30 protein-coding genes and 1 pseudogene are annotated in these 26,774 nt (G+C 62.9%); 16 read left to right on the forward strand and 15 right to left on the reverse strand.

The annotated features are described in order from the left end of the window. The first annotated feature begins 4 nt into the window (after positions 1 to 4). A complete protein-coding gene (locus tag IEW58_RS01680) occupies positions 5 to 2,167 on the forward strand; it encodes a TonB-dependent receptor (RefSeq protein ID WP_188643544.1) in 2,163 nt (720 codons plus the stop codon). A gap of 36 nt (positions 2,168 to 2,203) precedes the next feature. On the opposite strand, the gene IEW58_RS01685 is transcribed toward IEW58_RS01680, so the two are convergent. Further along, on the reverse strand, positions 2,204 to 3,154 hold the full coding sequence (locus IEW58_RS01685) for a LysR family transcriptional regulator (protein ID WP_229658385.1): 951 nt from the start codon (positions 3,152 to 3,154) through the stop codon (positions 2,204 to 2,206). Positions 3,155 to 3,300: 146 nt separating this feature from the next. Here IEW58_RS01685 and IEW58_RS01690 point away from each other — a divergent pair, with 146 nt between their 5' ends. Both IEW58_RS01690 and IEW58_RS01695 read left to right on the forward strand, forming a co-directional pair. Next, positions 3,301 to 4,398 (forward strand): CaiB/BaiF CoA transferase family protein, encoded by a 1,098-nt coding sequence (locus IEW58_RS01690; RefSeq protein WP_229658386.1) that lies wholly within the window; start codon positions 3,301 to 3,303, stop codon positions 4,396 to 4,398. A gap of 349 nt (positions 4,399 to 4,747) precedes the next feature. Further along, positions 4,748 to 5,281 carry a recombinase family protein gene (locus IEW58_RS01695; RefSeq protein ID WP_188643546.1) on the forward strand — a complete coding sequence of 178 codons (534 nt, stop codon included), beginning with the start codon at positions 4,748 to 4,750 and terminating at the stop codon, positions 5,279 to 5,281. 89 nt (positions 5,282 to 5,370) lie between these two features. Here IEW58_RS01695 and IEW58_RS01700 read toward each other — a convergent pair whose 3' ends face one another. From IEW58_RS01700 to IEW58_RS01725, 6 genes and pseudogenes are all read right to left on the reverse strand, one after another. Then, positions 5,371 to 5,511 carry a hypothetical protein gene (locus IEW58_RS01700; protein WP_188643547.1) on the reverse strand — a complete coding sequence of 47 codons (141 nt, stop codon included), beginning with the start codon at positions 5,509 to 5,511 and terminating at the stop codon, positions 5,371 to 5,373. Beyond that, positions 5,508 to 6,095 (reverse strand): hypothetical protein, encoded by a 588-nt coding sequence (locus IEW58_RS01705; RefSeq protein WP_188643548.1) that lies wholly within the window; start codon positions 6,093 to 6,095, stop codon positions 5,508 to 5,510. Before IEW58_RS01705 ends, IEW58_RS01700 begins: the two co-directional genes overlap by 4 nt. A 45-nt stretch (positions 6,096 to 6,140) precedes the next feature. Then, complete coding sequence (locus IEW58_RS01710; protein ID WP_188643549.1) at positions 6,141 to 7,064, reverse strand: hypothetical protein; 924 nt, start codon at positions 7,062 to 7,064, stop codon at positions 6,141 to 6,143. Positions 7,065 to 7,534: 470 nt separating this feature from the next. After that, positions 7,535 to 7,882 carry a hypothetical protein gene (locus IEW58_RS01715; protein ID WP_188643550.1) on the reverse strand — a complete coding sequence of 116 codons (348 nt, stop codon included), beginning with the start codon at positions 7,880 to 7,882 and terminating at the stop codon, positions 7,535 to 7,537. Between the two features lie 370 nt (positions 7,883 to 8,252). Further along, on the reverse strand, positions 8,253 to 8,789 hold the full coding sequence (locus tag IEW58_RS01720) for a hypothetical protein (protein WP_188643551.1): 537 nt from the start codon (positions 8,787 to 8,789) through the stop codon (positions 8,253 to 8,255). 819 nt (positions 8,790 to 9,608) lie between these two features. Continuing rightward, positions 9,609 to 10,247, reverse strand: a pseudogene (locus IEW58_RS01725) (magnesium chelatase domain-containing protein); the annotation flags it as partial. 132 nt (positions 10,248 to 10,379) lie between these two features. Here IEW58_RS01725 and IEW58_RS01730 point away from each other — a divergent pair. From IEW58_RS01730 to IEW58_RS01765, 8 genes are all read left to right on the forward strand, one after another. Further along, positions 10,380 to 11,135 carry an alpha/beta hydrolase gene (locus tag IEW58_RS01730; protein ID WP_188643552.1) on the forward strand — a complete coding sequence of 252 codons (756 nt, stop codon included), beginning with the start codon at positions 10,380 to 10,382 and terminating at the stop codon, positions 11,133 to 11,135. A gap of 81 nt (positions 11,136 to 11,216) precedes the next feature. After that, a complete protein-coding gene (gene rpmH / locus IEW58_RS01735; protein WP_057884309.1) occupies positions 11,217 to 11,351 on the forward strand; it encodes a 50S ribosomal protein L34 in 135 nt (44 codons plus the stop codon). A gap of 153 nt (positions 11,352 to 11,504) precedes the next feature. Then, positions 11,505 to 11,873, forward strand: a complete 369-nt coding sequence (gene rnpA / locus IEW58_RS01740) for a ribonuclease P protein component (protein WP_188643553.1) — start codon at positions 11,505 to 11,507, stop codon at positions 11,871 to 11,873. Then, on the forward strand, positions 11,870 to 12,079 hold the full coding sequence (gene yidD, locus IEW58_RS01745; RefSeq protein ID WP_188643554.1) for a membrane protein insertion efficiency factor YidD: 210 nt from the start codon (positions 11,870 to 11,872) through the stop codon (positions 12,077 to 12,079). Before rnpA ends, yidD begins: the two co-directional genes overlap by 4 nt. A 43-nt stretch (positions 12,080 to 12,122) precedes the next feature. Next, positions 12,123 to 13,907, forward strand: coding sequence for a membrane protein insertase YidC (gene yidC / locus IEW58_RS01750; RefSeq protein WP_188643555.1), 1,785 nt, complete (start codon positions 12,123 to 12,125; stop codon positions 13,905 to 13,907). Next, on the forward strand, positions 13,904 to 14,557 hold the full coding sequence (gene yihA, locus IEW58_RS01755; protein ID WP_188643556.1) for a ribosome biogenesis GTP-binding protein YihA/YsxC: 654 nt from the start codon (positions 13,904 to 13,906) through the stop codon (positions 14,555 to 14,557). Before yidC ends, yihA begins: the two co-directional genes overlap by 4 nt. 67 nt (positions 14,558 to 14,624) lie before the next feature. Continuing rightward, positions 14,625 to 14,873, forward strand: a complete 249-nt coding sequence (locus IEW58_RS01760; protein WP_188643557.1) for a glutaredoxin domain-containing protein — start codon at positions 14,625 to 14,627, stop codon at positions 14,871 to 14,873. Positions 14,874 to 14,941: 68 nt separating this feature from the next. Next, positions 14,942 to 15,619 carry a murein L,D-transpeptidase catalytic domain family protein gene (locus IEW58_RS01765; RefSeq protein ID WP_188643558.1) on the forward strand — a complete coding sequence of 226 codons (678 nt, stop codon included), beginning with the start codon at positions 14,942 to 14,944 and terminating at the stop codon, positions 15,617 to 15,619. A gap of 7 nt (positions 15,620 to 15,626) precedes the next feature. On the opposite strand, the gene IEW58_RS01770 is transcribed toward IEW58_RS01765, so the two are convergent. Continuing rightward, on the reverse strand, positions 15,627 to 16,046 hold the full coding sequence (locus IEW58_RS01770; RefSeq protein ID WP_188643559.1) for a VOC family protein: 420 nt from the start codon (positions 16,044 to 16,046) through the stop codon (positions 15,627 to 15,629). A gap of 228 nt (positions 16,047 to 16,274) precedes the next feature. On the opposite strand from IEW58_RS01770, the gene IEW58_RS01775 reads away from it, so the two are divergent. From IEW58_RS01775 to IEW58_RS01790, 4 genes are all read left to right on the forward strand, one after another. Further along, complete coding sequence (locus IEW58_RS01775; protein WP_188645617.1) at positions 16,275 to 16,943, forward strand: glutathione S-transferase family protein; 669 nt, start codon at positions 16,275 to 16,277, stop codon at positions 16,941 to 16,943. Continuing rightward, positions 16,904 to 17,818 (forward strand): S1/P1 nuclease, encoded by a 915-nt coding sequence (locus IEW58_RS01780; protein WP_229658387.1) that lies wholly within the window; start codon positions 16,904 to 16,906, stop codon positions 17,816 to 17,818. The genes IEW58_RS01775 and IEW58_RS01780 overlap by 40 nt, the downstream gene beginning before the upstream one ends. Beyond that, positions 17,815 to 18,951: a succinyl-diaminopimelate desuccinylase gene (dapE, locus tag IEW58_RS01785; RefSeq protein ID WP_188643560.1), complete on the forward strand. Its 1,137-nt coding sequence runs from the start codon at positions 17,815 to 17,817 to the stop codon at positions 18,949 to 18,951. The genes IEW58_RS01780 and dapE overlap by 4 nt, the downstream gene beginning before the upstream one ends. Positions 18,952 to 19,040: 89 nt before the next feature. Beyond that, positions 19,041 to 20,366 carry a dicarboxylate/amino acid:cation symporter gene (locus tag IEW58_RS01790; protein WP_188645619.1) on the forward strand — a complete coding sequence of 442 codons (1,326 nt, stop codon included), beginning with the start codon at positions 19,041 to 19,043 and terminating at the stop codon, positions 20,364 to 20,366. Here the strand turns inward: IEW58_RS01790 and nth are convergent. Then, complete coding sequence (nth, locus tag IEW58_RS01795; RefSeq protein ID WP_188643561.1) at positions 20,363 to 21,019, reverse strand: endonuclease III; 657 nt, start codon at positions 21,017 to 21,019, stop codon at positions 20,363 to 20,365. The genes IEW58_RS01790 and nth overlap by 4 nt on opposite strands. Continuing rightward, entirely contained in the window at positions 21,016 to 21,744 is a 729-nt protein-coding gene (gene dapB / locus IEW58_RS01800) for a 4-hydroxy-tetrahydrodipicolinate reductase (protein ID WP_188645620.1), read from the reverse strand. The genes nth and dapB overlap by 4 nt, the downstream gene beginning before the upstream one ends. 34 nt (positions 21,745 to 21,778) lie before the next feature. On the opposite strand from dapB, the gene IEW58_RS01805 reads away from it, so the two are divergent. Continuing rightward, complete coding sequence (locus tag IEW58_RS01805) at positions 21,779 to 22,483, forward strand: NAD-dependent deacylase (protein ID WP_188643562.1); 705 nt, start codon at positions 21,779 to 21,781, stop codon at positions 22,481 to 22,483. Here the strand turns inward: IEW58_RS01805 and IEW58_RS01810 are convergent. From IEW58_RS01810 to mutM, 5 genes are all read right to left on the reverse strand, one after another. Further along, on the reverse strand, positions 22,469 to 23,248 hold the full coding sequence (locus IEW58_RS01810; RefSeq protein WP_188643563.1) for a HesA/MoeB/ThiF family protein: 780 nt from the start codon (positions 23,246 to 23,248) through the stop codon (positions 22,469 to 22,471). The genes IEW58_RS01805 and IEW58_RS01810 overlap by 15 nt on opposite strands. After that, complete coding sequence (locus tag IEW58_RS01815; protein WP_308419247.1) at positions 23,245 to 23,547, reverse strand: DUF983 domain-containing protein; 303 nt, start codon at positions 23,545 to 23,547, stop codon at positions 23,245 to 23,247. The genes IEW58_RS01810 and IEW58_RS01815 overlap by 4 nt, the downstream gene beginning before the upstream one ends. A 124-nt stretch (positions 23,548 to 23,671) precedes the next feature. Next, positions 23,672 to 25,132, reverse strand: a complete 1,461-nt coding sequence (gene dnaA / locus IEW58_RS01820) for a chromosomal replication initiator protein DnaA (protein ID WP_188643565.1) — start codon at positions 25,130 to 25,132, stop codon at positions 23,672 to 23,674. A 420-nt stretch (positions 25,133 to 25,552) separates the two neighbouring features. Next, positions 25,553 to 25,813, reverse strand: coding sequence for a 30S ribosomal protein S20 (gene rpsT / locus IEW58_RS01825; protein WP_188643566.1), 261 nt, complete (start codon positions 25,811 to 25,813; stop codon positions 25,553 to 25,555). Positions 25,814 to 25,933: 120 nt separating this feature from the next. After that, complete coding sequence (gene mutM / locus IEW58_RS01830) at positions 25,934 to 26,749, reverse strand: bifunctional DNA-formamidopyrimidine glycosylase/DNA-(apurinic or apyrimidinic site) lyase (RefSeq protein ID WP_188643567.1); 816 nt, start codon at positions 26,747 to 26,749, stop codon at positions 25,934 to 25,936. Between the last annotated feature and the right edge of the window lie 25 nt (positions 26,750 to 26,774).

The following is a 26,774-nucleotide window of genomic DNA, read 5'->3' on the forward strand; positions in this document are numbered from 1 at the left end:
TGACATGCGAAGCTACTTACTGGCGTCTGCCGCGCTAATATGTTCGGGCACCGCCGTTGCCCAGGATTCAGCAGACGAAACCGCCGAACGGCCAGTCAGCGCAACGGAGGCCCTCGCGGGCGAGATTGTTGTCACCGCGACCAAGAAGGGCTATGGTGAAGACGTCCAAGATGTGGCCGTAGCAGTAACTGCATTCGGCGAAGCGCAACTGGACGCCATGTTCGTCCAAGATTTGCAGAGCCTAAGCTACGACGTGCCCAACGTGCAGCTTGACGACGTCGGAACGGCTCCTGGCTACGCGAACTTCACGATCCGGGGGCTTGGTATCAACAGTACCATTCCGTCTATCGACCCGACCGTCGGCGTGTTCGTTGACGGTATTTACCTCGGAATAAATGCCGGCGTGGTGCTCGACAATTTCGATCTCGCAGGCGTTGAGGTTCTGCGCGGCCCCCAGGGGTTGCTCTTCGGCCGCAACGTCACCGGCGGTGCTGTCGTGGTGCGGACGACCCAGCCGAACTTTGAACCTCGCCTAAATGCAAAGGCATCGGTCGAGACGGGACTTAAGAAGACGATAAGCGGTACCGTCACCGGTCCGCTGATTGACGAAGTTCTTGCGGCGAAAATTGCGGTCTACTATAGCGACGATGATGGCTATTTTCGCAATCAATTTGACGGGAAAAGTTTCGGTCGGTCAGAGAACTTAATTATCCGTCCGGCGCTCTCCATCAAGGGCGGCGAGGACTTCCGCATGGACGTTCGCTATGAGCACGGCGAAGTCAAGGGCGACGGCGCTCCGGTCCAGAGCCACGCCCTTTTTCCGCGGAACTCTACGTTTGACATCTCACTGAACTTTCCAGGTTTCTATAACGCGAAGTGGGATCAGGCGATTGTTGAAACGAACGTTGACGTTGGCTTCGGAGAGGGCGTTGTAACCAACATTGCTGGCTATCGGCATTTTCGGTCGAAAGCCGCTTCCGACATCGACGGGACCCCTAACTCCTTTTTCCACGGCTACTTCAACATTGACCAGTCTCAAATAAGCGACGAGCTTCGTTATGCTGGTAGGTTCAACGACCTCGAGATAACTTCTGGTCTGTACTACTTCACGCAAGACCTTCGTTACGGAGAGCTGCGCAACCTCGTTGGTGGCGCCAGCATCGTATCGGGCGGCGGCACCCAGGATCAGACTACCTGGGGCGTTTTTGCTTCGGCAGATTGGCATCTGAACGATGCAATCACCCTTAACCTCGGCGGGCGCTACAGCTGGGAACGTAAGGCGGTTGCCATCGGAACTCTGCGCAAGAACGGCTGCAACATCGATACCTTGATATGTGCGACTAATTTTACGGACAGTGAAAGCTGGAAGGGCTTCACGCCAAAGATTGGGCTGCAGTGGAAACCCGATGAAAATACCCAACTTTATGGTCTCTATACTCGAGGCTTCCGGAGCGGGGGCTACAATTTACGCAATACCGATCCCGCAGTGCCTGCGGGACCCTTCGACCAGGAGACTCAGGATAGCTTCGAAGTCGGCGCGAAGAAGGAGTTTGGGCCGAGCCACGTGAACCTCGCGGCTTTCTATAACACCGTTAAGGATCTACAACGGGAGATCATCCTGCCTGGGCCATTGGGCGTCAGCCAAGTTATCCGGAATACAGCGGATGCGACTTTCGCAGGCTTAGAGGTGGAGGGGCTATTCTTCCTGCTTCCTAATCTCGTTCTCAACGGTCACGTCGGCTATGTTCACGGCAAGTACGACGAGATCCGCTTCGATCTGACAGGCGATGGATTGGTGAATGACAAGGACCTAGATCTTAAGCTTCCTAGGCTGTCGCCATGGACTTATGGTGCTGGGCTGACCTTTGACCACGAACTTGGCTCGTCATTAACAGCCACAGCCCGGGTTAGCATCACGCACCGGGATGCCGCCCGTTTCACGGACAATAACGTAGGTTTTCTCGACGAGTCTGAAATTCTCGACGCGAGCCTCACGTTGGCGACGGGCAACCACTGGCGCTTCTCAGCCTATGGTCGCAATCTGCTAAATGAGGTCACGATCGGAGGTGACACACCGCTTCCGGTTTCCTTCGGCGGTGCCGGTGCCAGCCTCTCGCCGCTTAATCGTGGGCGGGTAATTGGGGGCGAAGTAGCAGTAACGTTCTAGGCCGGCAACGGTGCGGCGGGCGCTGGTCCGCCGCACCTAAACCACGTGACGCGAATTACTCACCCGCTCTCTCCACGTGTCGCGAACATAGCTTACGAGTGCGCGAGCAGCCGGCTTGAGCGGCCAGCGGTTCCGGGCTGCGTAACAAAGCGTTAGTGGCTCGAGAAAATCCGTTTCTTCAAGTGTATCAAAGCCGGCCCGGAACCAGCTACTTTTAGTAAATTGTCTCGCGATCATGCCGATCGCATCAGACGACGCTACTATTCGCCGTACATGGACGAATTGATCGGTCATGTGAATTTTTTGTACCGGGTGTTGACCGGCCTGTTCGTACATTTCCTGAATTATTGAACTATAAGGCTCGGAGGAGGAGGGAACAACGAACTCGTATTCTACAAGCGCGTCCTTCGCCGCAGCCCGTCTAAGCAGAAGCGGATGGCCGGACCTGACGAACGGAAGGATCTCAATCGTCGCTACCCGCTCGCATTTAAATTGCGGCCAGCTGGCGAATGCTGGTTCAAGGCCGAAAGCAATGTCAATATCGCCGCGCGAAAGCAGCCGTACTCCTCGTTCGCTATTCCCCGAGACTATTTCGAAACGCACCGCGGAATGGCGTCGCAGCAATCGTATCAACGGTTCGGTCAGGATCCAATCCATTGAGCCGGGAAATAGTCCAACGCGCAATGGGCCGGCGTACGGATTCGCGCTTCGGTCCCGATCGCCAAGCAGCTCGGCCATGTCAGCTAGAAGCCGGGCAGCCCGCTCGATGAAATCGCGTCCTTCTTCCGTCGGCATGACCGAGCGTGATGTGCGATGGAAGAGTGCATACCCCAACTGCCTTTCCAGGTCCGCGACACTTTTGCTTACTGCGGATTGGGAGAGGCTACAGGCCTCGGCCGCGCGCGAAAACGAGCGGTACTGGCCGACAGCGACAGCGTGTTTGAGGCGAGAGTCGAGTATTGCAAATCCCCAGCGGAATGATTCCACTGACGACCGAGTTAGCGCATCCTTGGGATTTCCGCCAAGCTTCATCGTAGATTGGAGGCAAAGAGAATGATCGGTAGCTGGTGTTTGAATTGCCCGCCTGAGTCCAAGCGGAGCGGGTCCGCGAAGAGCTTCGGGGATCGGTTTTAATGGCGCTGGGACCTTTGGCTGGCCTGCGGGTAATTGAGGTGGCCGGGATCGGTCCGGCGCCGTTTTGCGGAATGCTGCTAGCAGACCTGGGCGCGGACGTGATCGTAGTGGAGCGCTTAAGCCCGAGCCCTGACAGCATCGATTTGGGTTCTGCCGCGATCATAAATCGAGGTAAGAGAGCGGTCGCGCTGGATCTCAAAGCGCTTGGCGATGTCGCCCGTTTTCTCGAACTCGTCGTAGCCTCCGACGTGGTGATCGAAGGGATGCGCCCGGGAGTGATGGAGCGCCTAGGTATCGGCCCTAAAGTTTGCCTCGCGCGCAATCCGGGTTTGGTTTTTGGCCGCATGACCGGGTGGGGCCAAGAGGGCCCACTTTCGCAAGCGGCGGGCCATGACATCAACTACATCGCGTTATCGGGCGCGCTTTGGTATGCGGGCCAACCCGGTGACGCTCCAATGGCACCGCCCAGCCTAATTGGCGACATCGGCGGTGGCGCTCTTTATCTAGCGGTTGGTGTGCTCGCGGCCATCATGAACGCGCGCTCGACTGGGATTGGACAAGTGGTTGATGCTGCCATTGTGGATGGCAGCGCGCACATGATGAACCTAATGCTTAGCCTCCGAGCACTTGGGCAAGTCGTCGAAGAGAGGGGCAAGAGCATCCTCGATGGCCCGCACTGGTATGCGACCTACCGGTGTTCTGACGGCGGGTTCGTATCGCTTGGTTCGCTCGAACCTAAATTTTACGGTGTGCTTTTGGATAAGATGGGATTGGCTCGCGAGGAGTTTTTCGCTGACGCTCGGGACCAAACGTTGTGGCCAAGCCTGAAGCGGCGTTTCGCTGAAATCTTTTCCACGAAGAGCCGCGCTGAGTGGTGTACGTTGCTTGAAGGAAGTGATGCCTGTTTCGCACCCGTCTTGGATCCACAGGAAGCCGCTAAGCACGAACACATGATAGCTCGTCGGGTGTATGACGACGTCGACGGGGTACTTCAGGCGATGCCGGCGCCGCGCTTCTCGGCAACACCCTCTGCGGCCCGCGCCCCTGCCGCTATGCGACGCGAAGCTTTGGATCGCATCCTGCAGGATTGGAATTGAGGTTGCTGTCTCATTATCCAATTGTCTGTCGGCGTCTGCGCCATGGCATTGAATTGGCAGTTTACCATGCTCCGCATCCCGAAATCAGTCGGGCACCCAGCGGCCTAACAGCTGCCGTTCGGTCGAGCGATCGCGAACGGCCGCGTTCCACCCAACACCGGATGTTCGACGGGCCGCGGCAGCATCCTGCAAGCTGACGATCACCTACCAAGCGCAGGATGGGTATACTCGTGCGCCGAATTTGAGCAGTGCTCAAAACATTGAGAAAAGCGTCACAAAACGGTCGCTCTCCGAGCAATGTGACAGCATCGGCGGTGGGTCTTAGACCCATATGTTACAGGAGGAGCGCATGATCGTCGGTTATGCCCGCGTATCCACGTCCGACCAGAATCTCGCTGTGCAGCTTGCCGAGTTGGAAGCCCACGGCTGCGAGCGCGTTTTCACCGACAAGGCCACTGGCACGAACATAGCCAGGGCGGGACTTACCGACATGCTAGAGTTCGTGCGCGAAGGCGACACACTGGTTGTGGTTCGCCTCGACCGCTTCGCGCGATCGCTGTCAGACCTCTATGCGATGCTAGAGCACCTGACGCGTCAAGGTGTTGCGTTCCACTGCCTTCGCCAGTCCATCGACACCTCTACCAGCACCGGCAAACTCACGCTGGCGATCCTGGGAGCGGTCGCGGAATTCGAGAACGACTTACGTCGCGAACGCCAGCGCGAGGGCATCGACCGCGCGAGGGAGCGCGGCGTCTATAAGGGCCGTAAGCGCACGGTGGACAATGGGGAAGTACGTCGGCTGCACAGCGAAGGGGCCAAGCCTACCGCCATTGCCAGCGCGCTCGGCATCAGCCGCACGAGCGTTTACCGTGCGCTAAGCTGATGGAAGACCCGGCATCGTGGGGCCACCACTCGCATATGACAGCACGAAAGTAAGGGGCCGACCTTTCGGCCAGCCCCCCCTTGGTTCAATCACTCGAATTCAGTTTCCACACGAGCCAACGCCTCTATGATTTGGTCATAAAGGTGTTCGGCGTCACCGTCCCGAGGCTTCCGGCCGAGTCTGCGGAAATACATCACCGCAGCCGTGTAGATCATCTCTTCCTCGGTCATTGGCCAGCGGTGCCCCTGCCCGCGTCTAACAGGGCCTGTAGGGCTGCTAGCTGCGCACGACGCTTAGGAGACATTTCGCCCCCCATAACCGCCTCGTAAGGTGGATCGTCACGCTCCCTGATTGCTGGGGGCAACTCAGGGTCGGAGGAATCCACCAACCAAAGTCGGTCCACCGCAGAAAGAGCGTCGCACTCCTTCCAGGCACGCTTGATGTCCTCATCGAGCGAACTTTGGATGGCATCCGCTCGGATCATGCATTCGACTATCTCGGCTTCCAACCGAGCGATTTTTCGACGGAGGGTATTGATCCGCTCTGGCGCTGTGCGTTTGTCCTTAGCTGCGAGCGCTCGCCAGTCCTTGTAGCGGTGAATGCCAGCGGACCATTGAGTGGTAGCAGCACAAGCCGCATACCCACTTTGCACCGCAACGGCGCAGAGGTTTTCATACTCGGACTCATAAACGCCGAACGCAACGGCTCCTAGTAACTCGAACATTTGCTCAGCCGACAGCAAGCCCCGCGAGTAGTCGGCCAGCTCCCGAACTAGCTGCCCCACTTGGTGGTGCTTCGTTTCAGTTAGTGCCATGCGCCTCACTCCAAAGAGTGAGCTGGGGCCGAAGCCCCAGCTCAATTATGCCTCGACAGTGCTCTTGGAGCGCGACCGGGACAGCTTTGGAGGAAGCGGCACCTCCATGTAACGCGGATCGTTCCGTACCTCTTGAACGAGCTGCTGATCGACAGGCCGGAGTTCCTCTTCCAGCATCCCGATCACCGTGTTGTGCACCGCCAATCGCTTGAAGAGGTCTTTCGAGTGTTCCTCAAACGCTTCGACTGCACCTTTACGCAAGGACGACAGCGACCTCAGCACCATGTCATTATTAGTGCTGATAAGCCCACGAATGACCCACTCCTTGCGATCGCCGTCCCAGCTTGCTGCCAAGCTGATAAGGTCGCCGCTGTCGGACTTTGGGTCGATTTCGTGGAAGGACGGAGCGGTGATCGTTCCTAGGTCCTTGCCGTTGAGGAACCACTTGAGCGCCTTGTCAGTCTCAACCTTCTCCTCGTCGACCTCCTTGTATTTGTCGCGGTCGGCGAGTTCGGCGGCTTTCAGCTTGGTGTGGACCCTTTGAGAGCTTGGGTCCGTCCAAGTGAACCTGTCCAACTCCGTTGCGATGTCTTCCTGCTTCCAGCCCTTGTCCCGCATGAGACGAAGGATGTTGCCGAACTTCCATGCACTTTTGTTAGGCTTCGTTCCGTGCTTCGTCGCGGTGCGGAACAGTGCTCGGACAATCGGGCCAAACTCATTCTGCCCTTTGCGTGCAGCGGTGATGCTGTAGCTGTTGAGCAGTTGAGCCAGAACTTCGGGCACCGCCAGCAGCGCTGACGCGATGCCGTAGGCTTCCGCAAGGAGCACGTAGTTGCGAGCGTGTGTGCTCGCTTCCAACGCGGTCCTCGAAGACTTCTTATCAGCCTTCTCTGACGACAAGGCGGTCTTGAAACCGCCGTGGTAGGCAGCAACAGCGGTCAGAGCTTCTTCTAGTGTTTTTATCTGCATGGTAATCCACTCCGTAGCAGTAGCCTGCTACACGCCCGATCCGGCCTATGCCGGTGGGTTACCGCGACAGGAATCGAACCTGACTACCTTGCGGTAGAACCAACGCGGTAAAGTGGACGGCCAACTTCAACGTGAAGCTGCCGCCACATGTAATGTGGACGCGAGTAGATGCAGAGATATCAAAGAGCCGCTGGGCTTACGGGAATTACCGCTCACCCACGACCGTCCTAGGCCAGTTTTCTGGTCCGTCCAGCGATATTAGCGGTCAACGGTTTATAGTGACGAAGCCGTCACTATAACGCGCTGAGAAGGACTCTTGCGTTTACCTATTGCGACTTAAGGTTTAGGGTTTTGCGCAGCAAAACCTGAGGGAAGAGCCGGATATCCGCTTCACTATTAGTGGCGGCGAGCCGAGCGTGAGATAGATGAAGGAAACTCGACCAGAGCGTCCTTTACTTTTTCGATTGACGCTACTCCCGACAGAACACTTCGCGGAAGCAGGTGGCCAGATAACGGTCGGCGATAATCACCCTCATCTCGTTTGAGTCTTCACCGAGGCCTTTATACTTATAGAGCATCGGTTCGTCGTCGCATGGCCAATTCGCAAATGGCCACAAGCCAGCCGTATCGGCCACGGGCTTTTCAATCCCGTCGAGGACGCGGTTGCAGAAGATGTCTACGATATCGAGTGCGCCACGGCTTATCTCGCGCACCTTTTCCAGTGAGGTCGCCCCGCTTGTGTCGGCGCGAAAACTGAAAATCGCCCCATCGCTCCGAGTTTCGAGGTATTCCGCGGCAACCTCTGATCCTGAAACCATCCATCGTCCTCCGGGGTAAGCGTCGCAGTCACAGATGAGCCGCAACTCCAACGGGACGGTGTGATAATTGGGATGGCGACAATTGCGACCTCCGCAGGGCCACGCCGTCAAAGGCGTGCGGTGATCTCAGGCTTGGTAGCTGGAGTGAATTTGAGTTGCAAAGCGCTCCCTGCATGCTTGGGCGTAGAGCCCATCTTGCTGGCGTGATCTAAGTTTGTTCCAACTAGGCCGTCGCAGCAGCTGCTCGATTGAGTACCGGGGGGAAGCATGAATTTTCGGACAAGCACGCCGATCACGTCGGGAGCCATTCCGAGACCTGGAAAGATCTCCCTGCCGGTGAAGCCGCTGCATCCGGCAATTTCTAGCGGCGCTAGCGTCGCTCTGGCACCACCTCGCGTACGAACGGGTCTATCCCGCTTGCCTCCTTCTTGAGGCGCGTCCATTCGGCCTTGAAGATACTTCGCGCCTTGGTCCGAAGTGCCAAATCTGCGACTTGAGATGCTTTTTCATCATAGCGGTCCATGGCCGACAACAAGGCGAAATGCTCATCCTCATCGTGGTTTAGCCGCATCTCAACGCGAGCTCGCAGCATCAAAAGCCTAGTCCTCAAGAGGCGTTCTTCCGCTGGGAGATGATCAGACGCTGCGCCTAGATCACGGTGGAGATTCTCTAAACCCTTGAGCTGCGACCGGACCGAAATGAACTCAGCCACATCGTCTCGGATTGCGTCTATCCATTTCTGGCGATTTGCGCTCACCACGGCTGCACGCGAGGTTCGAGCGCCTGTATTCACCATCGCCCGGATCGTGTCGGTCGCGTTGCGTCGGTTTACGAGAACGGCACCCCAGGCGCCGCCCGCTGCGAGCAAGGCTATACCGGCGGATACGGCGGCGATGATGGTAGCCATCGCTCGGCACTATCAGTCGAGGTAAACAGTGCAAACGTTTGTCGCCGCCCGCCTGCGGTTCTTATACCGCCGTTTCTCATTTTGAATGGGGGACAACCTAGTCGCAATCATGGAGGAGGCTGAGTAGCAGGAGCGAATTCCACACGGTCCTTGAGCTTGGCGCCTGCCGGCGAAAGGAGTCCGCTCCATTGAACCGGATGATGGGTAAGGACTGTCTTAACAAAGGCGGTGCCAATCCCTGTCCGTTCCAATCGGCGTCCACATGGATCGTGCGGGACTTTGAGGATGCAAGATTTCCGACGGCCTTCGAATAAACTTCCCAGACAGCATAGACGTCGCCGCCGGGACCGACTGCCACCAAGCGATAGCAGAATGGGTATCCCTCTTTCAGGGCGGCTCTGTGCTGAGAATCAGGCCACGCGCCTTCCGCCGAAGCCGTGGTAAGTGCGTCCGCCACGTCGAACCATCCGACTATCTTGAAGTCGAACAACATCCCAGCCGCAATAAATTGCCGTTGCTCGGCTGGGCTGCCGCCTCCGCAGCTCGTTCAGCGTCGCCCACAAACTTTCTGGGGGGCAGCGGAGGAATGTTCGGAACGCTCATGGTCGGCGATTAGGCAACGTGAGCCGTCCATGGAAGGAGGTTAAGGCTTGGGCACGTATCGGCGCATGCATTTGCCGAGGCCAGTGGTGACGAGGGGTGTCGCGTCCGCTTTCCACCCCTGAAGCGGACATCCGCTAAGGTAATTGAGACCTCGTCCTTTTGTCCAGCCTGAGCTACGGCGGCAGCGTGAGCGTGGTGCGTTGCCCGCTACAAACGGAGCAGGTTGTGCCCGCCGGCAGCCGCGATCTCGAGCGCGCGCTTGGCGGTTTCCTGCCCCTTCACTTGCTTCAGGTCGGGCCCGAAGCCAGGCTCAGCGACTTCACCCGGGGGCGGCTCGGGCAGACGCTGCGTACCTTTCAGATGATTGAGAAGGCTGACAAGATCGGGCGCGGCGAGCACCGGCACTCCGCTCGCCCAGCGCGCCTCGCTCCCCTGCGCGGCAGGACAGATCAGGCCGGCCTCCTGCTCGCTGGCATGGATCGCGGCGAGAAGCACGCCGGGGGAGGGCGCGATTCGGCCGTCGAGTGCCAGTTCGCCCACTGCCACCCAGTCACCGAGCTGCTCGGCATCGGTCACGCCCATGGCCGCCAGCAGCGCCAGCGCGATCGGCAAGTCGTAGTGGCTGCCTTCTTTCGGCAGGTCGGCGGGCGACAGGTTGATGGTGATCCGCTTGGGCGGAAGCGACAGGCCCATCGCCGAAAGCGCCGCCTGCACCCGCTCCTTGCTCTCGCCGACTGCCTTGTCCGGCAGGCCGACGAGGTTGAAGCGCGGAAGGCCGGGCGCGACCTGGCATTGCACCTCGACGGCGCGCGCCTCCAGACCGAGATAGGCTACCGTCCTGACCAGTGCGACCACGAAACCCCCTGCAAACAGCGGCTTGTGGCGACATTCGTTAGGCGAGTCGAGTGGCGGGGGCAGGCGTGGTGAACGAATTCGCAAGCATGTCGCTTGGGAAATCGGCAAGCCACACGGGTGCACGATCGGCACATGCGCCGCGCCGCCGCCCTGTCCGCAAGCATTTTCGCTGTGCTCGCCGTGCCCGCATCCGCACAGGGGCGGACAGTCACCACCATCGTCGAGGAATGGGTCGAGGTGGACGCGGGCGCGGAGCGGCTGTTGCCGGCCGGTCCGTCAGGGGTCATGGCAGGGCCGGCCTACGGGCCGTTCCGGGTAATCGACGAGAGGCGCGCCGCGCTGGTCGATGCGACGGATGCGTTTTCTCCGGCTCAATTCAAGGCGATGTTGCGCGAGCATCCCGGGATCGCCGCGATCGAGATGATCGAGTGTCCCGGTACCGACGACGATACCGCCAATCTGCAGCTCGGGCGCATGATCCGCGCCGCCGGCATTGCCACCCATGTTCCGGCTCGCGGATCGGTGCGCTCGGGCGCGGTCGAACTGTTCCTGGCCGGAAGCTCCCGCGTCATCGACGACGGGGCCGAGTTCGCGGTCCATGCATGGCAGGACAGCGACGGGCTGGAACCCGGAGACTTTGCCGCCGACTCGGCGGTCAACCGCGCCTATGTCGATTATTATCGCGAGATGGGGCTTGCCCGGCCGCAAGCCTTTTACGACATGACCAACGCGGTGCCCAACGATACCGCTCTCTGGCTGACGGCGCAGGACATGCGTGCGTGGCTGGGCGAGGGGCGGGATGGGGACGTGACTGTCGCCGCGCCAACCGCCGCGCTAACCGCCGCGCCCACCATCGCCTATCTTGACTTGGGGGCCAGGCTCCCCTAGTCGCGCGCCCTGTCAGGCGGTCGCCCCAACTCCAGCATTGGGCGGCGGCCCCTTTTTTGTTTTATAGCATCCGAGGTTCCGATGAAGCGGACGTTCCAGCCCAGCAATCTCGTGCGCGCCCGCCGCCACGGTTTCTTCGCCCGCAAGGCTACTCCCGGTGGCCGCAAGGTCCTGCGCGCCCGCCGCGCCCGCGGCCGCAAGAAGCTCTGCGCCTGATTTTCTGGCGCCTCGGGCGCCGGTGGCTGCCTGAGCAGCCTTGGCTCCAGGCCTAACCGACCGACGCGCGTTCGCGCTTGCGGGCTCCCGATGCGGGGGCCCGTTTGCTTGTGCGTCTTTCATATGGTGTGTTAGCCGACTATATCTCCTGAAATGAGCGTGGATACCATCCGCAAGCGGGCCGACTTTCTTGCGGCGAATCGCGGGATCCGGGTCGCGCGGCCGGGTTTCGTGCTGCTGGCCCATCCCAACGGCGGGCGCGGAGCGCGGTTTGGCGTCACCGTGACCAAGAAGATCGGCAACGCGGTTGTGCGCAACCGGATGAAGCGTCGCTTCCGCGAATTGCTGCGCGCGGTCCTGCCGGCGCGAGGGCTTGCCGATCACGATCACGTCCTGATCGGCCGCGATGGCGGCGTAGAACGCGATTTCGACAAGCTTCGCGCGGAGCTGGACGAAGCGCTCGCGCGTGCTGCGGCGGGCCAGGGCGATCCGCCGCGACGCCGCAGGCCCACCGGCCGATGAGGCAGCTCCTCGTCCTTGTCGCCCGCGCGTGGCAATGGGGGCCCAGCCGGGTGCTGCCGCCAAGCTGCCGCTACGCGCCCAGCTGCTCTGCCTACGCTATCGAGGCGCTCGAAAAGCACGGGGCATTGAGGGGTGGATGGATGGCATTGAAGCGTATAATGCGCTGCCACCCGTGGGGCGGGCACGGCTACGATCCGGTGCCGTGAAAGCAATTCGCCTCCAGATGACGACACGAACGGAATCATCCTCTTGAACAACCAGCGCAACCTTTTCCTCGCCGTGGTGCTGTGCGGCCTGCTGCTGTTCGGCTGGGAAGCCGGGATGAAGTGGTTCTATCCTGCGCCGGCCGTGCCAGCGAAGGAGAAGGTGGAAACCTCCGCAGCCCCGGCGCCGGGCGATGAGCCCGCGAAGATCAAGCGCACCCGTGAAGGCGGCCTGACCGATCCGGCGGCCGAAGCGCTCGAGCAGCGCGACCTTGCGACCGTCCTGAAGAGCCCGCAGCGCGTGCGCATCGCCGCGCCGGAGATCGCCGGCTCGATCGACCTCGTGGGCGCTCGCATCGACGACCTGACGCTGACGACCCATCGCCAGACGGTCGAAAAGAATTCGGGCCCCGTCCGCCTGTTCAGCCCATCGGGCACTCCGGCGCAGCATTTCGCGCAGTTTGGCTGGATCGGCACCGGGGTGAAGGTGCCCGACGGCAACACCGTCTGGCAGGCGACAGGCGGCCCGCTCGCCCCCGGCAAGCCGGTCATGCTGACGTGGGACAACGGCCAGGGCCAGCGTTTCGGCATCGAGTTCACGATCGACGACAAGTACCTGATTACTGCCAAGCAGACGGTCGCCAACCTCGCGCCGGGCGCGGTGGTGGTTCGGCCCTATGCGGTGATCAACCGGACCAGCGCCACAGCCAGCCTCGACCAGTGGACCATCCATTCCGGGCCGGTGGGCTATTTCGGGACCGGGGTCGATTTCGGCACCGACTATGACGACATCGCGGAAGCCGGCCGGATCACGCCCGAAGGCAAGGCCGGCTGGATCGGCTTCACCGACATCTACTGGCTTTCCGCGCTTGTCCCGCAATCCAACGCGGAGGTCGACGCCGACTTCCGCGGGCTCGGCAAGGACTTGTTCCGTGCCGACGTGATCTACGATCCGCTGACCGTCACGACCGGCCGCCAGATCGCCCGCACGACGCAGCTATTCGCCGGCGCCAAGGAAAGCGCGGTTCTCTCCTCCTATGCCGAAAACGGCATTACCGGGTTCGACAATGCGATCGACTGGGGCTGGTTCGGCATAATCGAGAAGCCAATCCTGTGGCTGCTGCGCACGCTTTACGGACTTGTCGGCAACTTCGGCCTCGCAATCATCCTGCTGACGCTGATCGTGCGCGGGGCGATGTTCCCGATCGCGCAGAAACAGTTCGCCAGCATGGCCGCGATGCGCGCGGTCCAGCCGAAAATGAAGGCGATCCAGGAACGCTACAAGGACGACAAGCCGCGCCAGCAGCAGGAGATCATGGCGCTTTACAAGACGGAAGGCGTCAATCCGCTCGCCGGGTGCCTGCCGATCCTGCTGCAAATTCCGATCTTCTTCGGCCTGTACAAGGTGCTGATGCTGGCGATCGACATGCGCCACAAGCCGTTCGCGTTGTGGATTCGCGACTTGTCGGCGCCCGATCCGGCGCACATCCTCAACTTGTTCGGTCTGCTGCCGTTCACGCCGCCCAGCTTCCTGGCGATCGGCGTGCTGGCGGTGCTCCTCGGCATCACGATGTGGGCGACCTTCCGGCTCAATCCGCAGGCGATGGACCCGATCCAGCAGCAGATGTTCTCGATCATGCCCTGGGTGCTGATGTTCGTCATGGCGCCGTTCGCGGCGGGCCTTCTGATCTACTGGATCACCTCCAACATCCTGACGCTGGCGCAGCAGAAGTACCTTTATTCGAAGCATCCGCAGCTTCGGGCGCAGGCCGACAAGGACAAGACCAACCGTGAACGCGCCGCCGCGCGCGATGCAAAGGCAAAGGGGTGACCGACGACGAAGCCGCAGCCGCCGCTGAACTTGAGGAGCGCGCGCGCAAGCTGCTGACGGGGCGGGTGGAATTCCTGCTGTCGGCCCCGCAGCTCAAGTTCCTTCCCGACCCGGTGGTGCCCGAGATCGCCTTCGCGGGCCGTTCGAACGTCGGCAAAAGCTCGCTGCTCAACGCGCTGACCGGGCGCAAGTCGCTCGCGCGCGCTTCGGTGACGCCGGGGCGCACGCAGGAGCTCAATTTCTTCGAAGTCGGCGACCCGCTCGAACTACGCCTGGTGGACATGCCAGGCTATGGGTTCGCCAAGGCACCGCTGAAAGTGGTCGATCGATGGAAGGCGCTGGTGCGCGACTACCTGCGCGGGCGCCAGGTGCTCAAGCGCACGCTGGTGCTGATCGACAGTCGCCACGGGGTGAAAGACGTCGATCGCGACATGATGAAGATGCTCGACGAAGCCGCGGTTGGCTACCGGCTGGTCCTCACCAAGACCGACAAGATCAAGGCGAGCGAGCTCGCGGAAGTCCAGGCCGCGACCGAGGCCGAGGCGAGGAAGCGTATCGCCGCATTTCCCAACGTTCACGCGACCAGCTCTGAAAAGGGCATGGGCATCGCCGAACTCCGGGCCTCGGTTCTGGCCGACGCGGAGAGCTAAGAACGGCGCCTGTTCCGGAACGAAGCGGCGGCTCGCTCGCTTCGCCCCGGAAACGATGGAGATGCCGATGACCGACCAGCGCGCCGCTACCCTATACCGCATGGTGCTGCCCGATCACACCTGCCCGTTCGGCGTGCGGGCCAAGGCCGTGCTCGAGGACAATGACTTCGCCGTCGATGACCGGATCCTGCGCACGCGCGAGGAAGTCGACTCGTTCAAGGAGGAGCAGGGTGTAGAGACGACGCCGCAGGTCTTCATCGATGGCGAACGGATCGGCGGCAGCGAGGAATTGGAAAGTTATCTCGCCGGGAACTGACTCCCCTCAGTTTTGGCACGTTAATTGCATACAGCATTCAGAAAGCCTTCGCCTGCTAGGGCGAGGGCATGGACCTGGACTTGCAACCCACCCGGCGCGCGTTCCTTGCGGGCGCCGGCCTGGCAGTGGCCGGAGCGGCCGCGCCCATTATCTCCGGACTGGCCGGACGTCTGTTGAGCCCTCCTGCGCCGGCGGTTCCCGCCGTGCCTTCGGTGCTGTCGGAACCCACGCTGCCCGATCCCAACATGCCGCGCCTGTTTCCCCGCGCAATGGCCTCGCTCGAGACGCATGCAGGCCGCATCGCGCACCGTGACGTTGTCGGGATAGTCGATTTTTCCCAGGCCTCGCGCGAACCGCGGCTGCACCTGGTGGATCTCGCTAGCGGCAAGGTGAACACGCATCTCGTCGCGCATGGCAGCGGTTCGGATCCGGACCGTAGCGGATGGCTGCAGCGGTTTTCCAACCAGCCCAGCTCGAACGCCTCTTCCCGCGGGGCCTATCTGACCGGCGAGGCCTACGTCGGCAAACATGGCCGCTCCCGCCGCCTGCACGGGCTCGATCCCGACAACAACATGGCCCAGCCGCGTGCGATCGTGATCCATGCGGCCAGCTACGTGAGCGAGGCGATGGCAGCTGCGCAAGGCCTCATCGGGCGCAGCCAGGGGTGCTTCGCGGTTTCGGACGCCGCGATCGGCGAAGTTCTCGAACGGCTCGGGCCAGGCAGGCTGATCTTCGCCTGGAAATAATTCCCGGTCAGGTGGCGAACAGGCTGTCGAGGGTGGCGAAGGCTTTCATCTCGATCGCATTCCCCGAAGGATCGCGCAGGAACATGGTCGATTGCTCGCCGGGTTCACCTTGGAAGCGGGTATAAGGCTCGATCTCAAAGGGGACCTCCGCAGCCCGCAGCCGCGCTGCGAGTGAATCGAAATCTTCCAGCGTCAGCACGACGCCGAAGTGGGGCACCGGAACGCCGTGTCCGTCCACGTGGTTGACTGCCGCGTCCGGCATCCTGGGCGGCGCGAGGTGGGCGACGATCTGGTGACCGAAGAAATCGAAATCGATCCATTTGTCCGAGCTGCGTCCTTCCGGGCAGCCGAGCAATGTCCCATAGAATTCTCGCGCGGAACCGAGATCGTGGACGGGGAAGGCGAGGTGGAAGGGGCGCAGGCTCATGCCTTGTCTCTAGCGGGGTTTTCGTTTTCCTACACCGCGCTGGTTTGCCAGCTTTGCGCAATGGACCTTGCCGAAGCCCGCCGCATCCTCGTCGATTTCGCCGCGGTGGCCCACGCCGAGGATGAAAAGAAAAGCTCAGGACTGTGGTCCAAGCGGTCCACCGTTCAGCCTCGACACTCCCGTGATGAACGCCTAGGGCGCGGGGCGGCGGGACAACAGGGCATCGACGTGAAGCTGATCATCGGCAACAGGAACTACTCGAGCTGGAGCTTGCGCGGCTGGCTCGCGTGCAAGCAATCGGGCCTCGCCTTCGAGGAACTGACGGTCAACATTTCGGGCGAAGAGTGGGAAGCCGCCAAGCGCGAGATGGGCGAGGTCCAGCCCTCCAGCGGAAAAGTGCCGGTGCTGTGGGATGGCGACAGCGTCATCTGGGACAGCCTGGCAATCCTCGAATACCTCGCCGACAAGGTCGGCCGCGACCGCTTCTGGCCCAAGGAGGACGCTGCGCGCGGCATGGCCCGCGCGATGGTCGCCGAAATGCATTCGAGCTACCTTGCGCTGCGGCGCAACTGCCCGATGAACGTTCGCCTGCGGCACGACGGCCTCGAGCTGTCGGACGCGGCGCGAGACGACATCGTCCGCATCCTGCAATTGTGGGCTGAGGCGCGCGCGCGCTTCGGCCGGGGCGGACCCTTCCTGTTCGGCACTTTTGGCGCCGCCGACGTGTTCTACGCCCCGGTGGTCAGCCGCTTCGTAACCTATGGCATCCGGGTTCCGGGCTTCGCTCAGGCCTACATGGAAGCGATGTGGGAACACGAGTGGATGCAGGCGTGGATCAGGGCGGCCGAGGACGAGCAATGGGTGATCGAACAGTGGGACAGCGTACCCGTCGCATGATGGCGCGCCTCGTCTCTGCCCTGCTGGCGCTGGCTGCGCTGCTGCAGCCCTCGCTGGCGCAGGCCTGGGGCTGGTACGGCCACCAGACCACCGCGCGCATCGCACTTGCCAACGTGCGCCCCGAGACGCGCGCCGCGATTGCCCGCCTGCTCGCGCATGACCGTGAGCTCGGCACCCCGCAGTGCCGCATCCGCGATCTGGCCGACGCCGCGACCTGGCCCGACTGTTTGCGGGGCGAGGGCTGGCGCTGGGGCTACACTTTCTCCTGGCACTATCAGACCGAACCGGTCGGTGAACCGTACGATCCGCGCAAAAACTGCGGCGGCGGCAATTGCGTGCTCGCGCAGATCGAGCGCAACCAGCGTATCCTTGCCGACGAGAGCCTGCCGGCCAATGTCCGGCTCGAAGCGCTCGCCTTCATGGTTCACTTTGCCGGCGACATCCACATGCCGCTCCATTCGGGCGACAACGACGACAAGGGCGGCAATGCGGTCGAAGCGATTTACGGCATCGCGCCGGGCCTGAACCTTCACTCGGTGTGGGACAGCGCGCTGGCCGAGCGCGCGATTTCAGGTGCCACCCCCCCGCTCGTGCGCCGCTATACTCCTCATGAACGCGCCGCGCTGGGTGGCGGTGTACCGGCTGACTGGGGCCGCGAAAGCTGGGAGTTGGCGCGCACATTCGTCTATGCAAACGCCCTCGGACGCGAACTTGCGCCGGGCGAGAAGTCTCCCGAGGAAGCAACCCTTTCGCAGGAAGCGATCGTCGCTGCCATACCGGTGGCGGAACGGCGCATCGCCCAGGCCGGGGTCAGGATAGCTTCGCTGCTCGATACAGCCTTTGCCGCGGGCCCGCTTCCCGGGACAGCGCGATGACCGACGTCGCAGAACTCGCCGAACGGTTGATCGCTTGCCCGAGCGTCACTCCGGCTTCCGGGCTGGTCTTCGATGCGCTCGAGGCGATGCTCGCCCCGCTTGGCTTCGAAGTCGACCGCTTCGTGGCGGGCGTAGGCGCCGACGCGGTGGAGAACCTGCTGGCAGTCCGTCGCGGCCCGTCCGGAAGTCGGCACTTCGCCTTTGCCGGCCATCTCGACGTGGTTCCACCGGGGGAGGGATGGTCGACTGCGCCGTTCCTGCCCGAGCGGCGCGGCGACCTCCTCTACGGGCGCGGTGCGGTCGACATGAAAGGTGCGATCGCCGCTATGGTCGCGGCCGTCGCGCAGGTCCCTCGGGAGGCGGGGACCGTCAGCTTCATCATCACCGGGGACGAGGAGGGGCCGGCTCTTCACGGCACCCGCGCGCTGATCGATCGAATTCGCGCGCGCGGAGATCTCCCCGACCTGTGCCTGGTAGGCGAGCCCACTTGCGTTACGCGGCTGGGCGACATGGCGAAAATCGGCCGCCGCGGATCGGTCAACATCTGGCTCGAGGTCGAGGGGACACAGGGGCACGTCGCGTATCCTCACCTGGCGGACAACCCGATCCCGCGGCTGGTGGCGATGCTCGCGGAACTCGACGCGTTGGTGCTCGATCAAGGGACCGAATGGTTCCAGCCTTCGAACCTGGAGATTACGGATCTCGAGGTCGGCAACCCGGCGCACAACGTGGTGCCGGCAACGGCAAAGGCGCGGATTTCGATCCGCTTCAACGCTCTCCACACCGGCGAGCAGCTGTCCGAGCTGGTTTCGGCCATCGCCGCGAAGCACGGCGGTACCGCCCGCGCGGTGGTGAGCGGAGAGGCGTTCCTGACTCCGCCGGGTGCGTTTTCCGACATGCTCGCCAGCGCGATCGAGGCCGAGACCGGGATCGTTCCCGAGCTGTCGACCACCGGCGGCACTTCCGACGCGCGCTTCCTCAAGGACCTGTGCCCGGTGATCGAATTCGGGCTGCTCAACGCCACGATGCACAAGCTGGACGAGGCGGTTGCGGTCGCGGACCTCGACCAGCTCGCCCGAATCTATGCCAGGATCGTCCAGGACGCGCTGATTGTGCCCGCCACGGGCGGCTGATAGCAGCGGGCACGAACAGGGGAGAAGATATCGCAATGGTCGCCACCACCATGCCTGACACGACGCCGCGCCGGGGGCCGCTCGGCTGGATGCTCTATGCGCTCAGCCGCCACCTCACCGCGTCTATCATGGTCGGCATGGTGCTGGGCGTAGTCGTCGGATGGTTGGTCAACCAGCAACTGCTCACCGGCATCATGGATGCCGAACACTGGGCGCGCAGCTTTCAGATGCTGTCGACCATCTTCCTGAATCTGATCAAGATGCTGGTCGCCCCCCTCGTGCTGGCGACGATCGTGTCCGGTCTTGCGCACATGGGCGATAGCAGCGCCGTCGGCCGGATCGGCTTCCGCGCGATCCTGTGGTTCATCGTCGCCAGCCTGATCTCGATCAGCCTCGGCCTTGTGATGGTCAACCTGTTCCAGCCCGGGGCCGGGGTCGACGTCACAGCCCCGGCGCAGGCCATCGGAGAGGTCAAGAAGCTCGATTTCTACGAGTTCATCGAGCACGTCTTCCCCAAGAACGTGGTCGGGGCGATGGCGGACAACAACGTCCTGCAGATACTGGTCTTCGCGCTGTTCGCAGGCGTGGGGCTGACGGCCCTTGGCGAGCGCGGCCTGCCGCTGGTGAGGGCCGCCGACACGCTTGCCGAACTGATGCTGGAGATTACCGGCTACGTCATGCGCTTCGCGCCGTTCGCGGTGTTCGGCGCACTTGCCAATGTCGTGGCCAAGAACGGGCTCGGCATTCTTGGTACGTATGCCCGGCTGCTCGGCGAATTCTACTTCGCGCTGGCGATCCTGTGGGTGATCCTGCTGCTTGCCGGCTGGGTGGTACTGCGCGGCCGCGCTTTCCAGCTCGTCCGCTACATCCGCCAGCCGGTGCTGATCGCGTTCAGCACGGCATCGAGCGAGGCGGCGATGCCGCGTTTGTTCGAGCAGCTCGACCGGTTCGGCATTCCCCGGCGCATCTCGGGCCTGATGATCCCGCTTGGCTACAGCTTCAACCTCGACGGTTCGATGATGTATGCCAGCTTCGCGACGATCTTCATCGCGCAGGCCTACGGGGTCGACCTCTCGATCGGAACGCAGATCGCCATCCTCCTCACGCTGATGATCAGCTCGAAGGGCATTGCCGCGGTCCCCCGCGCGAGCCTGGTCGTTATCGCGGCTACCCTGGTGATGTTCGACCTGCCGGCAGAAGGCATCGCGCTGGTGCTGGCGATCGACCAGTTCCTCGACATGGGCCGCACCGCCACCAACGTGTTCGGCAACGCGGTCGCGACCAGCGTCATCACCAAGTGGGAAGGTATGCTCCAGCCGATGCGCGATCCCGATGCGGACGAGGACGTTGCGCCGAGTCGTACATCGTCGGAAGGGCGGCAGGGCTTGAACCTGGATCCGGACGCGAACCTCTAGGAACCGGTCTTGGCAGCGGGCGCGGGCGTCTTGGGGCGATAGGCGCACAAGTCCGCCACCGCGCAGCGCCAGCACTCGGGCACGCGCGCCTTGCAGGTATAGCGGCCGTGCAGGATCAGCCAGTGGTGGGCGTGGCGTCGGAAAGGCTGGGGTACGCGTTTGTCGAGCTTCGCCTCGACCTCTTCGGGCGTCTTGCCGCGAGCCAGGCCGGTGCGGTTTCCGACGCGGAACACGTGAGTGTCCACCGCGAACGTTTCCTCCCCGAAGGCGCAGTTGAGCACGACGTTCGCTGTTTTGCGTCCGACGCCGGGCAGGCGCACCAGTTCCTCGCGGGTCGCCGGCACCTGGCCGCCGAATTCGTCGACCAGCATCCGGCTGAGCGCGATGACGTTCTTCGCCTTGGTGTTGAATAGGCCGATCGTCTTGATGTGCTCCTTGAGCCCCTCTTCCCCCAGCGCGATCATCTCCTGGGGCGTGCGGACCTCGGCGAACAACCGCCGGGTCGCCTTGTTCACGCCGACGTCGGTGGATTGCGCGCTCAACGCGACGGCCACGACCAACTGAAACGGACTGCCGAACTCGAGCTCTGTCTCCGGGGATGGGTTATCTTCGGCTAGACGGCGGAAAAACTCGAAAATCTCTGCCTTCGTCAAAGACCAAGCACCTGTGGCATCTCGTAACGGCCGGGACGGCGCCCGAGGAGCCAGGCAGCGCCCGTGACCGCGCCCCTGGCGAAGATCATGCGATCCTCGGCAGAGTGCGAAAGAGTGATCCGCTCCTGATCGCCCAACAGCAACACGCTGTGTTCCCCCGCTACCGTGCCGCCTCTCAGTGAGCCGAAGCCGATCGCTCCCCGTTCGCGTGCGCCGGTGTGCCCGTCGCGCCCGCGTTCGCTGTGCGCCGAAAGCTCAATCCCGCGGCCTTGCGCCGCCGCCTCTCCAAGCAGCAGCGCGGTGCCCGAGGGGGCGTCCACCTTCATCCGGTGATGCGTCTCGACCACTTCGATATCCCAGGCCGGCCCCAGCCGGGCGGCCGCCTCGCGCACCAGATGGGCCAGCAGGGTCACGCCAAGGGACGTGTTGCCCGTCTGCAGGACAGCAATGGCACCGGATGCCGAATCCAGCGCGGCCTGGTGCCGCTCGTCTAGGCCGGTCGTGCCGACGAGGATCGGAACGCCGGCGCCGATGGCGGCATGAAGATTGGTCTCGAGCGCCGCGGGTGAAGAGAAATCGACCAGCACTTCGCTCGCTTCGGCAAGAATGGCGGTGTTGCCGCCCTGGTCGACCCCGCCAGCGCATTCGTGGCCGGCCTCGGTGATCGCCCTGACGAGCGCATGGCCCATGCGTCCCTCGCTGCCGATTATGCCGATACGCGCCATTGCCACTCCCAGATCGCCATGCTTCATGCGCGACATGGGCACCATCCGCAACATCGTCATCCTCACCGGGGCCGGCATCAGCGCGGAGAGCGGGATCGACACTTTCCGTGCCGAAGGCGGATTGTGGGAGCAACATCGGATCGAGGACGTGGCGACGCCGGAGGCATTCGAGCGCGATCCCGACCTCGTGCTGCGATTTTACGACATGCGGCGGGAGTCGATCCAGACGAAGGAGCCCAACGCAGCGCACCTCGCCTTGGCGCGGCTCGACCGGGAATGGGCTGGTGAGCTCCTGATCGTCACCCAGAACGTCGATGATTTACACGAGCGGGCCGGAGCGCAGCGGGTCCTTCATATGCACGGGGAACACCTGAACGCATGGTGCACGGACTGCGACGCGCGTAGCCGCTGGACTGGCCCCTTGAAACAGCGCCCCGCCTGTCCCGGTTGCGGGGCGCGCGCGTTGCGGCCCGATGTCGTGTGGTTCGGCGAGATGCCCTACGGAATGGACAAGATCTACTCCGCGTTGCGCACGGCGGACCTGTTTGTATCGATCGGCACGAGCGGCGCGGTCTATCCCGCTGCCGGTTTCGTGCGCGATGCGAGGGAGCTTGGAGCCGCAACGCTCGAACTCAACCTGGAACGCAGCCAGGGATCCGGGTGGTTCGATGAAAGCCGTCTTGGTCAGGCGAGCGAACTTGTACCTGCGTGGGTGGACGAGCTTCTAGCCCCCCGGTGAGCCGCACCGGCCGCATTCGAGGTCCGGTGCAATGGTCATGGCGCGCATGCTAGCGGCGAGCCCATCAAGCAGGTAAAGCTTGCCCCACGGGGGCGCACCCAATCCACCGGTCCGTTGGAGGAGCACGCGGATCGCTTGCAGGGCCGCGAAAGTCCCGACCCACCCGGCCATTGCACCCAGCATACCGTCGTCGGCACAAGTGTCGCAGTCGTCGGCATCGAAGGCGTCGCCAACGAAACAGCGATAGCATGCCTCGCCCCCAAGGTGCCCGGCAAAGGCGCCGACTTGGCCCTGGAAGCGGCCAACCGCGGCAGACAGCAAGGGAATGCCACTTGCCACGCAGGCGTCAGACACCGCGAGCCGGGTTGCAAAATTGTCGGTTCCGTCGAGCACGAGGTCGGCGCCGTCGATTGCTTCGGTCGCGTTGTCCCGATCGATCCGCCGGTCGTTCAAAGCAACCTCGATCTCGCTGTCGAAGTTCGCCAGCCAGCGGCGGGCGGAAACCGCTTTTCCGTGGCCGATGTCGCGTTCGGCGTAAATCGTCTGGCGTTGAAGGTTGGAAAGCTCGACCTTGCCATCGTCGATCAGTGTCAAACGGCCGATCCCCGCGCCTGCGAGATACTGTAGCGCCGGGCTGCCGATCCCGCCCAGGCCGACGAGTGCAACATGTGCTTCGGCGAGTGTGAACTGCCCCGCGCCGCCAACCTCCGGCAGGACGATGTGGCGCGCGAACCGGTCGAGCCTCTCGGGCGAAAAGGTCGTCACGATCCGCGTCGTTCCTTGTGGAAACCCTGCATCCCCAGCCACCACTGCATGGCGATTACGGCGCCCTTGATCGGTTGGAGTCCTGCAATCACCATGGCAGTCGCGAGGGGCAAGACGAGGGCGCCGGCCACCAGCGGACGCATCTCCAAGTCCCCGGCAAGGTAGATAATCAGCGGCGCCAGAATGTGACCGGTGAGCAATATTGCGATGTAGGCCGGAATGTCATCGGCGCGTGCGAGCGACCAGTCCTGCCCGCAGGCCCGGCAGCGTTCGACCGGCTTGAGCCACTTGCGGAACAATTCCGCGCAACCGCACCGAGGACACCTGCCGGCCGCCGCGCGGCGGGCTGCTTGCAGGAACGTCGCCGGAAGCGTCTCGCAGGCCGGTTCAACTGGATGCATTGCGCCCCATAGCAGGGCCGGGTCAGCTTTCCAGCTGGCGCAGCAGGCTGCGCACGTCGCCGTCCATGTCGGCATCGCGCTGCCGCAGGTCTTCGATCAAGCGCACCGCGTGGATCACCGTCGAGTGGTCGCGACCGCCAAACTTGCGGCCGATTTCCGGGTAGCTGCGCGGAGTCAGCACCTTGGCAAGGTACATTGCCACCTGCCGCGGCCGGACCACCGCTCGTGCGCGGCGCTTGGAGCCCATCTCGGCGCGGTCGATGCGGTAGAACTGGCACACTGTGCGCTGGATCTCGTCGATGGTGATCCGGCGACGGTTGGCCGAAAGAATGTCGGTCAACTGCTCTTCGGCGAGCTGCAGCGCGACCTGCTGGCCGGTCAGCTGGGCATAGGCGATCAGCTTGTTGAGGCCGCCCACCAGTTCACGCACGTTGCGGGTGATCGTGCGGGCGAGGAAGTCGATGACGTCCTCGGGCACTTCGAGCGGAGCAAAGCGCACGAGCTTTGACTGCAGGATCGAACGACGCAGCTCGATGTCGGCGGCCTGGATATCGGCGACTAGTCCCATCGACAGCCGGCTCAAGAGGCGCGGCTCGACCCCGTCCAGTGCTTGCGGCGCTCGGTCGGCGGCGAACACCAGTCGCTTGCCTTCGGCGAGCAGAGCGTCGATCGTGTAGAGCAGCTCTTCCTGTGCGCTCGCCTTGCCGATGATGAACTGGATGTCGTCCACCAGCAACAGGTCGAAGCTGCGCAGCCTCGCCTTGAACTCGATCGTCTGATTCGATTTCAGCGCCTGGACGAACTCGACCATGAAGCGTTCGGCGCTGCAGTAGAAGATACGTGCGCGCGGGTGGGCCAGGAGGTACGCATGGCCGATCGCGTGAAGGAGGTGCGTCTTGCCCTGACCGGTGGCGCCCTTGAGGTAGAGGGGGGAGAACTGCGGAGCCTGGCTCGCGGCCATCCGCTGCGCCGCGTTGCAGGCGAGCACGTTGGCCTCGCCGGTGACGAAGGCGGCGAAAGTCAGGGAAGGGTCCAGCCCGACCGAAGAGGTGAAGCCGCGATCGCCGATGGTGCCCGCGGCTACCGCGATCATGCTGGTGTCGCCATCGTTCGCCGGGCGGCGGCCGTCAGCCAGGCTCAGCTCGGGGAGCTTGCGGCGACCGGGGTGCACCGTGATGCGCAGCTGGCGCACTTCGCTGCGAGCGATCTTCCAGGCGAGACTCAGCCGATCGTGGAAGCGGTCGTTGACCCAGTTCGCGGAGAACTCGGTAGGGAGGTATAGCTCTAGAGTACCCGTTTCTTCGCACAGGCTGCCGACCTGGATCGGCTTGATCCACTGGCTGTGGATTTGCTGGCCGAGATCCTTGCGCAGTCCCTGGCTGATGTCGGACCAATCCGCCGCAAGGTTGATCGCCTCCAGATCCTCCATGCCGTCCCCGCTGTTGCGCCGAGCAGCTTGGTTGCCGCTACTGATGCTATCCATTTCCAATCGCCGCCCGTTCATCTGAGCCTTGCTCTCGCCAGGCCCGTTTCCCCCGTGGACACAGCTTCGCAACACCGCGAAACCATTACGGAATCGAGGGCGCCAAGGCGATCCAGTCCTGCAAGAGCCCGGGCCATCCAGCCCCGGGCGAGACACTTCTTTTCATCTTCGGCAGCAGGCTGGCAAGGGAGAGCCCGCAAAAAAAGTGAAATAATGGCGGTTGACTCGAGCAAACCCGCACGGTTTCATTCAAGTCTCTGAAAACGCACGGTAAACTGGAATTGTGACATGCGAATCGCGGGATTCCCGCGATTCTGCAAAAACCCGCCAGCACAAACGAAGACGCCGGCGCGTTTCCGCGCCGGCGTCGTTCGCTTTTGTTCTGGTAGCCGCTGCGAACGAACGCAGCGAAGTTGCGAATCAGAGACCCGCGACGCGCTTCGAAAGCCGGCTCATCTTGCGACTGGCGGTGTTCTTGTGCAGCACGCCGCGCGCCACACCGCGCGCCAGCTCGGGCTGGGCGGCCTTGAGGGCGTCTGCGGCGGCCTGCTTGTCGCCGCCGGCAATCGCCGTTTCGACCTTCTTCAGGAAGCTGCGGATGCGGCTGACGCGGTTGGTGTTGATCTCCGCACGACGATCGTTGCGGCGGATGCGCTTCTTGGCTTGCGGCGTATTGGCCATATCTGTCCTCGATGGGCCGCGGTTGTTACGGCCGAAATCCTGGCGTTTGCGTGGGCTATCGCGGCGAGCGGACCCGCCGGGAAAGGCGCGCCCCTAGCCGAGGAGCGGCGAATCGTCAAGCTAGCGCTGGCAGCGCGGACAAAACCAGGTGCTTCGCCCACCCTGGGGCAGGCGCCGAATGGTGCCGCAGTCCGGTCGCATGCAGGGCTCCCCCTCGCGCCCGTAGACGGCGAAGGAGCTGGCGAAATACCCCAGCTGGCCGTCCGGGCGCGCATAATCGCGCAGCGTCGATCCACCATCGACGAGGGAGCGTTCAAGCACGTCGCGGATGGCGGGGACCAGCCGCTCGAGCGCGGGCAGGGAGACCTTGCCGGCGGCCTTTCGGGGGTCGATCCGCGCGTGCCACAGGGCCTCGCACACGTATATGTTGCCAAGTCCGGCGACGATGCCCTGGTCCAGCAGGAGCAGCTTTACCGCCTGCTTTCGGCTCGCGAACGCTTCCTTGAGGTGGCGGGCGGTGAGATCCTCGCCAAGCGGTTCCGGACCCATTCCGGCGAAGGCCGGCCACTGGTCGAGCGCAGCTGTGTCGACCACATCGACGAATCCGAACCGCCTGGCGTCGTTCAGTGCGTATCGATGGTTCTCCGTCTCGAGAACCAGGTGGTCGTGCTTGTCGAGGTCTTCGGGATCGATCCGCCACCGTCCGCTCATGCCAAGATGGAAGATAAGCGTCGCCTCACGGTCGGTATGGATAAGGCCATACTTCGCGCGCCTGCCGAGACCGGTGACCCTTGCACCGGTGAGTCGCTGGACGAGGTCGGGGGGAAAAGGGCGGCGCATGTCCGGCCGGTTGACCGACACTCTCTCGATGCGCGCACCGTCGAGCGAGGCGGCCAGTCCGCGCACGGTGGTCTCTACCTCGGGAAGCTCGGGCATGGAGCGCGTCTAACACCCTTTGCGC

Origin of the sequence: Tsuneonella deserti (assembly GCF_014644315.1) — a bacterium.
Lineage (GTDB): Bacteria > Pseudomonadota > Alphaproteobacteria > Sphingomonadales > Sphingomonadaceae > Tsuneonella > Tsuneonella deserti.

Excerpts from the sequence above, each read along its gene's own strand:
- IEW58_RS01680 (WP_188643544.1), top strand. The coding sequence starts at position 5 with ATGCGAAGCTACTTACTGGCGTCTGCCGCGCTAATATGTTCGGGCACC.
- IEW58_RS01690 (WP_229658386.1), top strand. The coding sequence starts at position 3,301 with ATGGCGCTGGGACCTTTGGCTGGCCTGCGGGTAATTGAGGTGGCCGGG.
- IEW58_RS01695 (WP_188643546.1), top strand. The coding sequence starts at position 4,748 with ATGATCGTCGGTTATGCCCGCGTATCCACGTCCGACCAGAATCTCGCT.
- IEW58_RS01700 (WP_188643547.1), bottom strand. The coding sequence starts at position 5,511 with ATGACCGAGGAAGAGATGATCTACACGGCTGCGGTGATGTATTTCCGC.
- IEW58_RS01705 (WP_188643548.1), bottom strand. The coding sequence starts at position 6,095 with ATGGCACTAACTGAAACGAAGCACCACCAAGTGGGGCAGCTAGTTCGG.
- IEW58_RS01710 (WP_188643549.1), bottom strand. The coding sequence starts at position 7,064 with ATGCAGATAAAAACACTAGAAGAAGCTCTGACCGCTGTTGCTGCCTAC.
- IEW58_RS01715 (WP_188643550.1), bottom strand. The coding sequence starts at position 7,882 with ATGGTTTCAGGATCAGAGGTTGCCGCGGAATACCTCGAAACTCGGAGC.
- IEW58_RS01720 (WP_188643551.1), bottom strand. The coding sequence starts at position 8,789 with ATGGCTACCATCATCGCCGCCGTATCCGCCGGTATAGCCTTGCTCGCA.
- IEW58_RS01730 (WP_188643552.1), top strand. The coding sequence starts at position 10,380 with ATGCGCCGCGCCGCCGCCCTGTCCGCAAGCATTTTCGCTGTGCTCGCC.
- rpmH (WP_057884309.1), top strand. The coding sequence starts at position 11,217 with ATGAAGCGGACGTTCCAGCCCAGCAATCTCGTGCGCGCCCGCCGCCAC.
- rnpA (WP_188643553.1), top strand. The coding sequence starts at position 11,505 with ATGAGCGTGGATACCATCCGCAAGCGGGCCGACTTTCTTGCGGCGAAT.
- yidD (WP_188643554.1), top strand. The coding sequence starts at position 11,870 with ATGAGGCAGCTCCTCGTCCTTGTCGCCCGCGCGTGGCAATGGGGGCCC.
- IEW58_RS01760 (WP_188643557.1), top strand. The coding sequence starts at position 14,625 with ATGACCGACCAGCGCGCCGCTACCCTATACCGCATGGTGCTGCCCGAT.
- IEW58_RS01765 (WP_188643558.1), top strand. The coding sequence starts at position 14,942 with ATGGACCTGGACTTGCAACCCACCCGGCGCGCGTTCCTTGCGGGCGCC.
- IEW58_RS01770 (WP_188643559.1), bottom strand. The coding sequence starts at position 16,046 with ATGAGCCTGCGCCCCTTCCACCTCGCCTTCCCCGTCCACGATCTCGGT.
- IEW58_RS01780 (WP_229658387.1), top strand. The coding sequence starts at position 16,904 with ATGGGTGATCGAACAGTGGGACAGCGTACCCGTCGCATGATGGCGCGC.
- dapE (WP_188643560.1), top strand. The coding sequence starts at position 17,815 with ATGACCGACGTCGCAGAACTCGCCGAACGGTTGATCGCTTGCCCGAGC.
- IEW58_RS01790 (WP_188645619.1), top strand. The coding sequence starts at position 19,041 with ATGCTCTATGCGCTCAGCCGCCACCTCACCGCGTCTATCATGGTCGGC.
- dapB (WP_188645620.1), bottom strand. The coding sequence starts at position 21,744 with ATGGCGCGTATCGGCATAATCGGCAGCGAGGGACGCATGGGCCATGCG.
- IEW58_RS01805 (WP_188643562.1), top strand. The coding sequence starts at position 21,779 with ATGGGCACCATCCGCAACATCGTCATCCTCACCGGGGCCGGCATCAGC.
- dnaA (WP_188643565.1), bottom strand. The coding sequence starts at position 25,132 with ATGGATAGCATCAGTAGCGGCAACCAAGCTGCTCGGCGCAACAGCGGG.
- rpsT (WP_188643566.1), bottom strand. The coding sequence starts at position 25,813 with ATGGCCAATACGCCGCAAGCCAAGAAGCGCATCCGCCGCAACGATCGT.
- mutM (WP_188643567.1), bottom strand. The coding sequence starts at position 26,749 with ATGCCCGAGCTTCCCGAGGTAGAGACCACCGTGCGCGGACTGGCCGCC.